Origin of the sequence: Vibrio sp. SCSIO 43140, from assembly GCF_023716585.1 — a bacterium.
Classification (GTDB): domain Bacteria; phylum Pseudomonadota; class Gammaproteobacteria; order Enterobacterales; family Vibrionaceae; genus Vibrio; species Vibrio maritimus_B.
Window position 1 is genome coordinate 1,748,923 of sequence record NZ_CP071850.1, and the last position, 13,217, is coordinate 1,762,139.

The following is a 13,217-nucleotide window of genomic DNA, read 5'->3' on the forward strand; positions in this document are numbered from 1 at the left end:
TGATCCAGCGTATATTCTAGTAGGAAAGTTTAGTTTGCTATCAGCGGGGGGCGATCGTGAGTAAAAGTAACATCGAGCATCACATTAAGAACGCGCTGATAAAAAACAGCGAAAAGTCTGAGTCAGATTACGTTGAAGCTGTTGAAATCAAAAGTGCTATGACGACGGTGCATAAGACCTTACTGCTCACATTCGTCATTGTTCTAGTGCTACTTATCATCGCATCTCAGGCGAGGATCGACATCGTCGTTTCTTCGAGAGGGGAACTGCTTCTTGAGTCCGATATTGAGAAGGTGCAGCACCTTGAGGGGGGGATTTTAGACTCTATGCTCGTTAAACCAGGAGATATTGTTTATGAAGGTCAGCCTATTGCTCGACTCCGAGCTATCGAGCGTAACTCTCAATTAACGACTGCCAATACTGAAATAGCCCAACTTGAGATGGACCGTTTACGATATCAGCATCTTATATCGCAAACAGAACCTGACTTTAGTGAGTACAGTAATTTTCCTGATTTGGTGCGTGTAAACCAAACTACGTGGAGACATGAAAATGATAAGAACGTATCTGCTGAAGTATTGATTCAGCATGACATTGAGCACAAAGAGACGTTAATCGCGTCAATGAAAAAGCGGCGCGTAAGCTCTCTAAATCAATTGAAGCTCATCAGAAAGCAGCTGGAAATTAAAGAAACGCTCTACAAAGAAGAAATGGCGTCATATGTTGATGTGCTGAATATGAAGGTTCAGGAATCTAATATGGTTCGTGAGATTGAAAACTTAGACGAGTCTTTAATGAACGAGGATTTTCAACTCACGCGACTAAGTAAGCAGTTGACCGACTTGATCGTCAATCGAAACTCCGAGTATCAATCTCAGATTATTCAGGCGAATAAGGACCTCGATATCAAAAGAATCCAACAACCTCAGCACTCGGACAAAGTTGATCGTTTGATTGTTTATTCTCCAGTGGATGGCGTTGTAGATAAGGTGCATTTTAACTTCCGCTCGGCGGTAGTCCCTCCTGGTGAGAGTATCGCTGATATCGCCCCACTCAATAATCGTCTGCATGGTGAAGCGAAAATACCTAGAAAGGAAATGGGGTTTGTTGAAGTCGGACAAGAGGTGAAGCTTAAGTTTGATACCTACAACTTTGCTAAGTATGGCTTTATGCCAGGTACAATTACTTCGATTAGTCGATCGTCTTATGAGGAGGAGGAAACAGAATACTATCTAGCAAAAATTACCATTGAGCATGATTTCTTGGAGCGTTCAGGGACCAAATATAGCCTATCGCCCTTTATGGAGTTTACTGCCGATATTAAAACCGGCGACCGGCGAGTCATTGAATATGCGGCTAAGCCAGTGATGTCAGCCATTGAGGATGCATTCGATGAGCGGTGATGCATGAAGAAACCATATAAAGTTTATACTTTCCCAATCATTAAACTCGGCATAGTATTCTTACTATGCCTTTCTGCCATTGGGGCTTGGTTCTCTTTTCAATATTTGACTGCCTCGAACAACGAATCCATTTTTTCAACTCCGCTCATTCGTCAGACCGAACAGCTTAATTTGCAGCTAGAGCGTACCATTTTGATATTGGATTCTTGCCTTGATACTCAGCAATGTGAAGAGGTACGCGCAAACCTAAATGATGTCCTGTTGGAACTGAATTCATTCAAAGCAATAGCGGCACTAGATAAAAAACAAGTGAGCCTAGTGGGCGCTGTTGAGTATAGTAACTTGCAGGTGGCGATTAATCGTTTCTTCTCTAAATTGGATGTTGGTGAGCTCGAGTATAGACAACTAAAGCAAGCTCTAAATACGAATTATGTGGAAATCCGTAACCGCTTCGATGATCTATTTTTTGTGGAACATCAACACGTTTTGGACACAATGAAAACGTCAGTCAACGTGATCATCGCTATTTTCCCTCTGCTCTCTATTATCGCGATCTCAGTCGTCCTTGGCGGGTGGAATCGACTCAAGAAGACGGTGCGAGCCCGTAAGTCTGTGAATGACAGTTTTGAGTCGTTAGCCGACAGGCTTGACGAGTTAGACTCGCCTAAAATTGACCAAATACTAAATACCACCGATATCGATCCTGTCGAAAGAAGCATCTATTCGAAACTGCGTGTTTTGCATGAGAAAGTGGACAAACAGCAACAAGATGCCGACCTAAATCAGCAGCTCTACGGTCTCATCGGTTATGAGATTCGCGGCATTACCAATACCATCAAAGGCGGTATTCATTACCTAGTGCAAGATGCAGATGAGAATACAGCAGTGCTTGCGCAAGACATCACTTCTGCTGCCAATACGCTTTCTGAGTTAGCTGAAAACTATAATAGATTGCTGTCTCAGGGGCGTGATAAGAGTAGTAGCGCTTTCTCCTTTCTTGACGTTGTGTCTGAATTAACGATTCATGTTAAATCAAAGCTACAGCGTGAAGACCTCTCTTTGGAATGTGCCTTTATTGGCAGTATCCCAAACTTAGTTCTTGGTCACCAAACGAGTCTGTTTTGGATGTTGTTCCTAAAACTCTCAAATGCGATTCAAGTTCAAAGTGGGCGCAACGTTCTTTTGAAAATCGAGACGGGAAATTCTGAAGATGTTGATAAATCCAGGGTTACGTTGTCACTCTTTTTTCTGACTACCACTAATGTAAAAATGATAAAGGTAGACTCCCTTCATTGGACAGAGCGTGCGGATTCTGTGGGGAGCAATGATGAGTGGACCAAGTCTATTCTTGGAAATGTCGGTCACTTTACTTCCAAATGGTTTGAATCTGGTAAACAGCGTCTGTTTCAAGTTGATATTGATTTAGAAGCGCAGAGCTACTATGCCCCTAATTCAAGTACATTAGAGGGCAAACACTTGGTGATTTGTAGTTCTGGTGCCCTATCGCTGGATATTCTTTCAACGACCTTAACCACTGCTGGCGCGACATTTGAAATCAGTGAAGATCCGAATGATTTATTTAGACTCAATCCAAAAGAAAGCAAAGTCGATGGAATTATTATCACCGATGCAATCGAAGGTATCCAAATAGCGCCATTCAGCAAAACACTGAGCTCTCGCCTCAAAGCAACTGGCACAAAACTATTTTTGCTATCGAGTACCTCTGAGCTCGCCCAGAGCACACATGAGTTTGTCGACAAGGTCTTCTTTAGTCCAATCCTGCCTCATGAATTCATCCCCAACCTCCGTGAAGCCCTTGAAGCAGAGTCCGTAGAAGAGACCTTAGAGAACAGCTCATTCTTGATCGTTGAGGATGACAAGGTTCAACAGTTCTTGCTGAAACGTATCTTGATGAAGCAGGAGTACAACGCAGACACGGTTGGCGATGGCTCAGAAGCGGTGGAATGGGTGAAAAGTCAGCGTGCCGATATTATCTTTATGGACTGTATCATGCCCGGTATGGGAGGCATTCAAGCTACCAAACTTATTCGTGAACATGAAAAAGAAACCGACGTATCAACGCCTTCTACCATTATTGGTGCGACTGCATTAACCAGTGTGGCAGAACACAAGGCGTGTATTGAAGCAGGTATGGATTACGTTATTAGTAAGCCATATAAAAGTGATGAAATATTGAAGGTGATCAAGAAGTATGTGGCCTATCAGAAGATCAGTTAATGTCGCTCTGGTTAGTCTCTTACCCTTTAATGGATATGCGCTAACCCTTTTAGAGGCTGTTCAGATTGGCCTCAATAATAATGTGTCTCTTATCGCTAGTCGAAAAGGTGTTGAAGAGAACGCGTACAACATTGATGTTAGTCGTTCGAAGTTTCTTCCTATAATCTCTGCAAACGCGACAAGCACGTGGAGCGGAAATCGTACTGTATTGAGTGGCGCTGATGACACGACGAACAGCTACAACGATCACGGTTATAGTGTCTCGCTGAGTCAAAGCCTGTTCAACTTAGCCGATATCTACAAATACGGTACAGCGAAGCTCGACTTTAATATCGAAGAGATAAAAAACGAGGCAAAAACGCAAGAAATCATCCAAGAGATCGCCATTCAATACTTTGAGTTTTTAAAGAATGGTGCCCAAACTCGTGCTACCAAAGCAGAACTAGACTCCTCTCTTGCAAGACTCAAACAAATGCAACGAAACGTTGAGTTAGGAAATGTAGCCGCGAGCGAGTTATATGAAGTCGTTGCGCAAAAGGAAGGGATTGCCAACCGACTTCGAACTCTCGGCAAGGATAAAGATGTGATACTGAATACTCTAGAGCTTTTAACTCAATATCCTGTTATTCCTACACAAGATCTGCAGCGCAGTCTATTGTTGGCAGAAATTACGCTCGATAAGCGAAATGACCTGCTCACTCAAGCAATGCAATACAACAACGACATCATTGTGTCAGAAAAAACGCTGGAGCGTAGTTTCAGAACCTTAAAAGAAACAGGTTCTAATTTCGCCCCTAGCGTAGCAGCCAATGCCAGTTACCGACATGATGATACCAATAACTTCGATCCGATCACTACACCAGGTGCAACGGGTATCAGTGATTCTAAATCACTCGGTTTGACACTTACTGTGCCGATTACAACGGGCGGTTCGGATTACTATGCCTATAAAAAGAACGAAAAGACGATAGAGCGGAATGAGTTACTTCTGTTAGATACCAGGAATACCGTTAAGAACGATCTAGAAACGTCTGTTCTTAACATTAACGACTTTTCTCAATCCATCTTCACCTTCGAAAATATTATTCGCGCTAATTATTCTTCCTACAATGGGATCAAGAGAGCATACGAATTAGGGACTCGCACCCTAACCGACCTTCTAGCAGCGGAGAGTAAGCTATTTAATGCCATAAGGGATTATGAGAGTGCAAAGTATGACTATGTTATTGAGTCGATACGGTTGGACAAGACCGTTGGAAATCTATCTCCATTAAGTATTGAGAAAATCATGGATCTTATGGTCAACGCCTCGACAATTCGTGAGAGCGACGTAATACCCGAGCACCTAAAGAACTGATTTAGGAAACGACTAGCATGAGCAATGAACACTTCAAACAGAGAATTACCGCAGCCGATACCTTGTATCTAACGTTTTCGACGATAATGTCGACACTGTTTGCATTAGTGTTGCCTTTCTCAATATTGATTATTTTTGACCGAGTGCTTCCCAATCAAGCCAAGGACACCCTATCCCTGCTATTCGCGATAATACTCGTAGCGATATTTCTTGATTATTTGCTCAAAAAACAAGAGGAAGTGATTACCTCAACGTTAATGAAAGACTTTGAAAGTGATTTAACGAATCGAGTCTTTAAATCTGTCTGTTTAGCCGAAATTAGTAAGTTTAATCGTTTAGAGCCAGGTCAGTATCTTGAGCGTATTTCAACGATTCCTGAGATAAAAAGCTTCTTTGGTGGCGAAACTGTTCGAGCTGCTATCAATGCGGTTGTCAGTATTATCACAATCGTCATCATTGGACTCATTAATTTCGGGGCCGGTTTAACTCTTATAGTGGCATCTCTTGTGCTCTACTACGCTGCACGTCGAATCTCAGACAAAAAGATACAGACTTTGGAAGAAAAGTCAGAAATAGAAGGACTCACCAACTCAAAGATCATTGAGATTGTCTCTAGCCCATTGGACAACAAAAGTCGCACCATGGAATACCGCCTCGAAAGCCTGATGACAGAAATGGTTCGGGTTCGAGAAAAGAAAAACATCGAGTATGAAAACTTAGAGTCTGAGTTCAACCTAGTGCTCGCGCTTATTCAACAGCTTTCTATAGCCTGTGTCGTCGTCCTACTCGCGGTTTCCGTGATAAACCTTGAGGCAAGTCAAGGTGTGATGGCCGCCATCATTATGCTGACTAACCGATATTTCGCTCCCTATCAGCAAGTAATGAGAACCATAGGTCGTTGGAAACTCAACAAACTACACATAGAGAATGTCACTGAGCTGTTAGAGCTAGAGTACAAACAGCAAAGAGATGTGAACACCCCTACTGAGTCGGATTCTAAGCTCATTCCTATCCAAGGCGTTGGAGATAATATTGAGGTCAAGCTTGCTTCTGGGCAGCGGATGCTGTTTGAGTTGGGAAAACCAACGGTCATTAAAGGTAACTCTGGAACAGGTAAGAGTCATATTACTCGTTGCCTGACACGCGATATTGTTTGCGACTCTTCGCAAATATTGGTGAGTGGTAGGCCGCTGGAAAGTCTTCACTATCACTTTTGGAGAGAGGCAGTGCATCGTGTCGATTCGCACAGTACATTTGTTGAAGGAACCATCATAGATAACCTCACTTGCTTTCGACCTATCCTAAATAGCGCAGCGTTTACCTTGTGTAAAAACCTAGGTATCAAGAGTGAAATTGATGCATTGACCGACGGTTTCTACACCCAGTTAACGGGTCATAAGAATGCGCCAGTCTCTCGTCAGGTTCAATACGCTTTACTCATTGTCCGCGCCATGCTGAGCCAAAAGCAAGTCTTGATTCTTGATGATATCGACACCGTGTTCGACTCTGCATTCGGAGAGCGAGTGATATCAAGTCTGGTACCGAAAGCGAATCAGCAATTTCTTCTGATTGTCAGTAATAAACTAGACAGTAAGAAGTACGGTCTCAAATCGATTCGTCTGACCAACGAGATGGTGGCTGCATGAGTATACTTGTCGACTTTAACAACATCTCTGAGCGTTTACATGATTTTGAGTCTGCTCAATTTCAGGAACGATACAGTCATTCCCCTCTATTAAGAGGTTTGGCCTACACCCTGATCGCGATGGAATGGGAAGGAACACCAGAACTATTATCTGATGCGTTTATACCTGGAGAGAAGGACGTAGAGGGGTTTGAATCGACGCTGACTCGATTGGGTTATCAATGTAGAACAACAAAACAAGATAAAGCGACGTTGGAGGATATCGGCTCCCTTCATCTGCCTTGCTTTATAGAGCTAGATAAACTTGAAGCTGTATTGATGTCTGTTGAAAATGGACAAGGCACCCTGTTCGACTATAAAAACAATAATAGTGTGACCATCCCTTTGGAGGGAAAAGCGTTCTCTACAACGGTGATCTCTGAGTACTCAAAACTGTTCCGTGAACCACCGCCGGAGTCTCAAGATAAGTCGAACTGGATAAAGTACGCTTTCTATCGCTACAACGATGAATTTAAGAGTCTTGTCTTTCTATCCTTGGTGATCAATATCTTTGGTGCGTTGCAGCCCTTCTTTATCATGAGCGTATACAATTTCGCTCTAGCGTCTAGCTCTGAGCCAACGCTATATTGGCTAACCTTATTTGCCGTGTTTCTCGGTTTTGCTGAGTATGCGGTTAAAAAGGTACGGATGAATATCCTTGCCACTTCAGGACAAGACTTAGCAGTACACATATCACGTAACGTCATATCTAAACTATTGTGGCTTCCCTACTCTATGACTTCCTCTGCCGGCGTATCGTCCCAGTTAGCGCGTCTAAAGGATATAGACCAGTTCCGAAAATTGGTCACAGCAGAGGCAACATTAAGTTACTTTGATATGCCGTTTATCGTCATATTCATATTGGCCGTGACGATCCTATCAGGTTATGCCGCGCTAACAGTGCTTGCAGGCATATTGTTAATGATCGTGTTCTGTATCTATTCACGTTACATCTACTCTCAAGCAACCGCGAATAGTTCTCGAGCCAATGCGATGGTCTCTTATCAGTGGAATGAGTTACTAAGAGGCATCAATACAATTCAAGGTCTTCCGCTTCTGAGAGTTATCCAGTCGCGCTTTAACGCGTCGCACGAGCAAAGCTCAAATGACGCCGCTCACGTCGCGATGACCAACAGTAAGATTCAAGCTATTGGTGGCGGGCTTATTCAAGCAATCGGTACCGCCTCTATCGTGACTGCCGTTATCACAGTGATGGATGGGAATTCAGATGCTGGTGCTATGCTGGCGACAGTCATACTGGTTTGGAAGGCGCTGGGACCTATCATGGGTATATACAACTCAATCACCAAGTTCCAAACAATTAAATCCTCTGCAGCGCAAATTAATGCGTTGATGTCACTAAACGACGACAAGACTTCTCTTGAAAAAAGCCCACCTATTCGCAAATTTTATGGTGAGGTGGTTGGCAGCGGGATTACCCATCGTTATCAAGGTGCTCAAACAGGTTTGACTAATCTTGGTTTCAAGCTTGCGCCTGGCAGCAAAACCGCCATCTCGGGTCCTGCCGGTAGCGGAAAAACCACCTTACTTATGGTTATCGCTGGATTAGAAGAGCGTTATCAAGGTGCTGTCTACATCGATGGCTACAACATCAAGCAGTTCAACAACTTTCGATATCGAAAAGCCATCAACTTCATACCATTTGATATGCATTTGTTCGAGGGGTCAATTCGCTCTAACTATGTTCTGCATAACGGCGTCGTCTCTACTGACCAGATGCTCTACACCTTTAAGTTATTAGAACTTCATAAATGGTTCCCAGATGGACTAGATAGCAACCTCAATACCGAAGTACTAAAGAATATGCCGAGCGGCGTTATTCAGCGTCTGAGAATTGCGATAGGACTAGGAGATATGTCTCAGAACTTGTTCATTATCGATGAGCCTTTTGTCGGTGTAGAGAATGAACATGCGAGCTATCTGAATAGGCTATTTAGTGGTGCACTCAAGGACAAGACGGTGGTTTATACCACAATGGATCCGGCGTTGATCACAAGCTCTACTCATTGTCTGCTACTTGAACCCGATGGTAACCAAAAATACTTTGGCCTTCCGGACAAAGTTATGGCTACCATGGGCTAAAAATCGCAGTAGATATCCAACTAAGGTTACTGATATTGAACTAGAACGGATTCGCCATTTCTGTCGGTAACTTTGATCTCTGCTGGAAGATTTACCCCATGAATTGTCGATTCTTTAGACGATTCATTTAACACAGTCTCAATATTTTGGACGTCAATTGTTAAATCTTTTGATTTTGTGACGCTTAGCACTTTTGAATCACCTTGATACAAAAATGTGATGGTTTTTTCCCCAACACTTACCGCGCAAGGCTCATTTGCCTCACAGTTGACTACTTTCCCATCAGAGTGGGTCATGGTGCGGTAGCTAAATGCCGTAATTAACACCGTCATCATGACGATTATTTGTACAAGCCTTGCTTTTGTTAGCTTCTGAGCTGCCATTGTTACGAGTTCTCCGTGTAACAAACTTCAAAGTTTTGAAATAAATGGTCAAAAACCCAACCAAGGGTAAGGTTACTACCCTGTTCTTGATTTGTTAATTGAAGTATTATTGTCGCTTGAAAATGCTACTTTTTGTTAAATCCGGCAAGAGAAGTAACGTTTTGATTAAGCGTTAGTTCTTTTGATGGGTTGGGTAGCATTACGACATGTGTCGTGTTGGAAGTAAAGTGTAGTTAATTAGAAAATTGGAAGCATGTTAATGAGCCAAGAAAAGCAGCTTGAACAAGTCTACAACTATACCGTCGTACGCCAGTTCACATTAGTGACGATTCTCTGGGGTATTGTTGGTATGGCAGTAGGTGTTTTGATTGCCGCTCAATTAGTTTGGCCACAGCTCAACTTTGATACGCCGTGGTTGACGTACAGTCGTTTACGTCCTTTGCATACTAATGCGGTAATCTTTGCGTTTGGTACCAGTGCTCTGTTTGCAACGTCTTATTATGTTGTGCAGCGTACCTGTCAAACGAGATTATTTGGAGGCCCTCTTGTCGCATTCACCTTTTGGGGATGGCAAGCAATTATTTTAGCCGCTGCAATTACTCTGCCGTTAGGTTTTACCTCAGGTAAAGAGTATGCAGAATTAGAATGGCCAATCGATATCGCTATTGCAGTGGTATGGGTGTCTTACGCTATTGTGTTCTTCGGAACGCTCATCAAGCGTAAAACGTCACATATCTATGTAGCGAACTGGTTCTTTGGTGCGTTCATCATCACCGTCGCTGTTCTTCACATTGTGAACAGCATGGCGATTCCTGTATCGATGGGTAAGTCGTACTCCGTCTATTCAGGTGCTGTCGATGCGATGGTTCAATGGTGGTACGGCCATAACGCGGTAGGTTTCCTTCTTACAGCCGGTTTCTTGGGTATGATGTACTACTTCGTACCAAAGCAAGCTGAACGTCCTGTTTACTCTTACCGTCTATCGATCGTTCACTTCTGGGCGCTTGTCTCTCTGTATATCTGGGCTGGTCCTCACCACCTACACTATACAGCGCTACCAGACTGGACTCAGTCTCTAGGTATGGTGATGTCTTTGGTTCTATTCGCGCCTTCGTGGGGTGGTATGATCAACGGTATCATGACACTGTCTGGTGCTTGGCATAAGCTGCGTTACGACCCAATTCTTCGTTTCTTGATCGTTTCTCTATCGTTCTACGGTATGTCAACGTTTGAAGGTCCGATGATGTCTATTAAGACAGTCAACGCACTATCTCACTACACAGACTGGACAATCGGTCACGTACACTCGGGTGCTCTAGGTTGGGTTGCGATGGTATCTATCGGTTCTGTCTACCACCTAGTACCTCGTCTATTCGGTCAAGAGCGTATGTACTCTGTAGGCCTTATTAACACCCACTTCTGGCTAGCAACTATCGGTACCGTTCTGTACATCGTTGCAATGTGGATTTCTGGTGTAATGCAAGGTCTGATGTGGCGTGCAGTTAACTCGGACGGTACGCTAACTTACAGCTTCGTTGAATCTGTACAAGCGTCCTACCCGTTCTACTTCGTTCGTTTCGTTGGCGGCTTCATCTTCTTAGCGGGTATGTTCTTAATGGCATACAACACGTATAAGACAGTAACAGCAACCAAAGGTAGCTTGAAAGCTATCCCTCAACCGGCTTAAGGAGATTAAAGATGAGCTCAAACTCTAACAATCGCCATGAAGTCGTTGAACGTAACGTTGGCTTACTGGCTATCTTAATCGTATTTGCAATCAGCTTGGGTGCACTTGTTGAAATCACACCGTTGATTTTCCAAAAGCAAACCACTGAACCTGTGAAAAACCTACGTGCGTACAGTGCACTAGAAATGGAAGGTCGCGATATCTACATTCGTGAAGGTTGTAACGTATGTCACAGCCAAATGATCCGTCCTTTCCGTTCAGAAACTGAGCGTTACGGTCACTACTCTGTGGCTGGTGAAAGCGTTTGGGAACACCCATTCCTATGGGGTTCTAAGCGTACTGGTCCAGACCTCGCCCGTGTAGGCGGACGTTACTCTGATGAGTGGCATCGTGTTCACCTAATCGATCCTCGCGAGTTGGTTCCTGAATCAAACATGCCAGGTTTCCCTTGGCTAGAGGAAAACGTACTGGATGGCAAATTGACACAGAAGAAACTTGAGATCTTCCGTAACCAATTTGGTGTTCCATACACGGATGAGCAAATCGCAAACGCATCTAAAGACGTAGAAGGTAAGACAGAGATGGATGCCATCATTGCTTATCTTCAATCTTTAGGCCATGCGATGAAATAAGGAGGGGCTTATGGATATCGGTACTATTCACAGTATTTGGACCATAGTTTTGTTCGTTAGCTTTTTTGGTGTTGTGTGGTGGGCCTTTGGCAAAAGCCGCAAAGCACGATTTGAAGAAGATGCAAACTTAGTGTTTGCCGACGAGCAAAAGGAACCTACCTCCGAAGAAAAAGGAGTGACTAAGTAATGACTACATTCTGGAGTCTATGGATTATTGTCATCACAGTCGGTACGTTGCTTGGTTGTGCAGCCATCCTGTATTGGTGTGTTCGCGACAAAATGGGTGTCGAAGAAGGTGAAGATATGGGGCACGAGTACGATGGTATTCGTGAACTGAACAACCCACTACCTAAGTGGTGGACTTATTTGTTTGTTGGTACATTTATCTTCGCAGCCATATACCTTGCAATGTACCCAGGTCTGGGCAACTATAAAGGCTTACTAGGTTGGCAAAGTTCTGACCAAACAGTACGCTCAATTGAAGAGTCAAAAGCCTCAATCGCCGCTGCGCAGCAAAACAAAACGCTTGTCCAGTATGCGAAAGAGCTTGATGATGCAGAAGCGTACTTTGGCGAAGCATTTAACCGTCTAGCGAAGACATCGGATGGAGCACTGCGCCCTATCCCTGAAATTGCAGCTGACAGTGAAGCAATTAAAGTAGGTCAACGTCTGTTCCTACAAAACTGCTCACAGTGTCACGGTTCTGATGCTCGTGGTCAAACTGGCTTCCCTAACCTAACGGATGACGCTTGGCTATACGGCGGTGAGCCTGAAGCTATCGTCACTACGGTTATGCAAGGTCGCATTGGTCAGATGCCTGCGTGGAAAGAAGCGCTAGGTGAAGATGGTGTTCGTGAAGTAGTTAGCTACACACTCAGCCTATCTGGTCGTAAAGTGAACGCACGTGAAGCAGAAGCGGGTAAAGCACGCTTTGTAGTTTGTGCTGCGTGTCACGGTACTGATGGTAAGGGTAACCCTGCTGTTGGTGCGCCTGACCTTACTGACCAAGTTTGGTTGTTTGGCGATTCTCGTGCCGCCGTTACAGAGACTGTAATGAACGGTCGTTCTGGTGTAATGCCAGCATGGAAAGACATTTTAGGTGAAGAAAAAGTACAGCTAGTATCAGCGTACGTTTGGAGCCTAAGTAATTCCGACAAATAAGTAACATTTCAATAACAGCCCCTTGTAAGGGGCTGTCTTTTCTAGAAAAATTATAATTTCTTTCTTAGTCAGTTGTTGAGAACTTTTTTATGATAAAGCCTTGGTATAAACAATTTTGGCCGTGGTTCCTGATCGCGTTGCCGCTAGTCGTTGTGATTGCTACCTTCTACAGGATTTCCCTGTTACTGGACAACAAAGTTAACCTTGTTGCTGAGGATTATTATAAAAAAGGTAAGGGAATTAACGTCGACCTAACCAAGATTAATGTCGCTAAAGAAATGGGGTTAAATGCTACCGTTTCATCTTCAGGCGACACGATTCTTATTACCCTTCAAAAAGGTCAGCTGCCCCACTTTCCTGCCCTAACTGCTACCTTTACACACCGCACATTACCAGATAGAGACTTCGAAAAACTGCTTACTGCCGATGCTCGAGGTACGTATCGTCTTGTGCTTGATCATGAAGTGCAAGGGCCATGGTTTGTAGAGCTTCAGCCACATGACCAAGCATGGATGGTGCAAGGACGAGTCACTTTCCCAACTGAAACCGATGTAGTGTTGTTAGATTAG

The 13,217-nt window shown here is 43.8% G+C and carries 11 protein-coding genes; 10 read left to right on the forward strand and 1 reads right to left on the reverse strand.

The window, feature by feature from the left end:
* Positions 1–56 precede the first annotated feature (56 nt).
* Genes J4N45_RS08105 through J4N45_RS08125 form a run of 5 tightly spaced genes read left to right on the forward strand, consistent with a single transcriptional unit; the run spans position 57 to position 8,785 of the window.
* Positions 57–1,403 (forward strand): HlyD family type I secretion periplasmic adaptor subunit, encoded by a 1,347-nt coding sequence (locus J4N45_RS08105; RefSeq protein WP_252014464.1) that lies wholly within the window; start codon positions 57–59, stop codon positions 1,401–1,403.
* Positions 1,404–1,406: 3 nt separating this feature from the next.
* Positions 1,407–3,641 (forward strand): ATP-binding response regulator, encoded by a 2,235-nt coding sequence (locus J4N45_RS08110; RefSeq protein ID WP_252014465.1) that lies wholly within the window; start codon positions 1,407–1,409, stop codon positions 3,639–3,641.
* A complete protein-coding gene (locus J4N45_RS08115) occupies positions 3,616–4,998 on the forward strand; it encodes a TolC family protein (RefSeq protein WP_252014466.1) in 1,383 nt (460 codons plus the stop codon). The genes J4N45_RS08110 and J4N45_RS08115 overlap by 26 nt, the downstream gene beginning before the upstream one ends.
* Before the next feature lie 17 nt (positions 4,999–5,015).
* The gene (locus J4N45_RS08120) at positions 5,016–6,644 is read left to right on the forward strand and encodes an ABC transporter transmembrane domain-containing protein (RefSeq protein ID WP_252014467.1); all 1,629 of its coding nucleotides are present in this window, start codon (positions 5,016–5,018) and stop codon (positions 6,642–6,644) included.
* Positions 6,641–8,785, forward strand: a complete 2,145-nt coding sequence (locus J4N45_RS08125; protein ID WP_234496018.1) for an ATP-binding cassette domain-containing protein — start codon at positions 6,641–6,643, stop codon at positions 8,783–8,785. Before J4N45_RS08120 ends, J4N45_RS08125 begins: the two co-directional genes overlap by 4 nt.
* Positions 8,786–8,811: 26 nt before the next feature.
* Here the strand turns inward: J4N45_RS08125 and J4N45_RS08130 are convergent, their stop codons facing one another.
* Complete coding sequence (locus tag J4N45_RS08130) at positions 8,812–9,168, reverse strand: hypothetical protein (RefSeq protein ID WP_252014469.1); 357 nt, start codon at positions 9,166–9,168, stop codon at positions 8,812–8,814.
* Positions 9,169–9,427: 259 nt separating this feature from the next.
* On the opposite strand from J4N45_RS08130, the gene ccoN reads away from it, so the two are divergent.
* The 5 genes from ccoN to J4N45_RS08155 all read left to right on the forward strand — a co-directional run bounded on the left by ccoN (position 9,428) and on the right by J4N45_RS08155 (position 13,217).
* Positions 9,428–10,855 (forward strand): cytochrome-c oxidase, cbb3-type subunit I, encoded by a 1,428-nt coding sequence (gene ccoN, locus J4N45_RS08135; protein WP_042473011.1) that lies wholly within the window; start codon positions 9,428–9,430, stop codon positions 10,853–10,855.
* A gap of 11 nt (positions 10,856–10,866) precedes the next feature.
* Complete coding sequence (ccoO, locus tag J4N45_RS08140) at positions 10,867–11,487, forward strand: cytochrome-c oxidase, cbb3-type subunit II (RefSeq protein ID WP_006074497.1); 621 nt, start codon at positions 10,867–10,869, stop codon at positions 11,485–11,487.
* Between the two features lie 10 nt (positions 11,488–11,497).
* Positions 11,498–11,674 carry a cbb3-type cytochrome oxidase subunit 3 gene (locus J4N45_RS08145; RefSeq protein WP_128648508.1) on the forward strand — a complete coding sequence of 59 codons (177 nt, stop codon included), beginning with the start codon at positions 11,498–11,500 and terminating at the stop codon, positions 11,672–11,674.
* Positions 11,674–12,648, forward strand: a complete 975-nt coding sequence (ccoP, locus tag J4N45_RS08150; RefSeq protein WP_128648507.1) for a cytochrome-c oxidase, cbb3-type subunit III — start codon at positions 11,674–11,676, stop codon at positions 12,646–12,648. The genes J4N45_RS08145 and ccoP overlap by 1 nt, the downstream gene beginning before the upstream one ends.
* 89 nt (positions 12,649–12,737) lie before the next feature.
* Complete coding sequence (locus tag J4N45_RS08155) at positions 12,738–13,217, forward strand: FixH family protein (RefSeq protein WP_252014470.1); 480 nt, start codon at positions 12,738–12,740, stop codon at positions 13,215–13,217.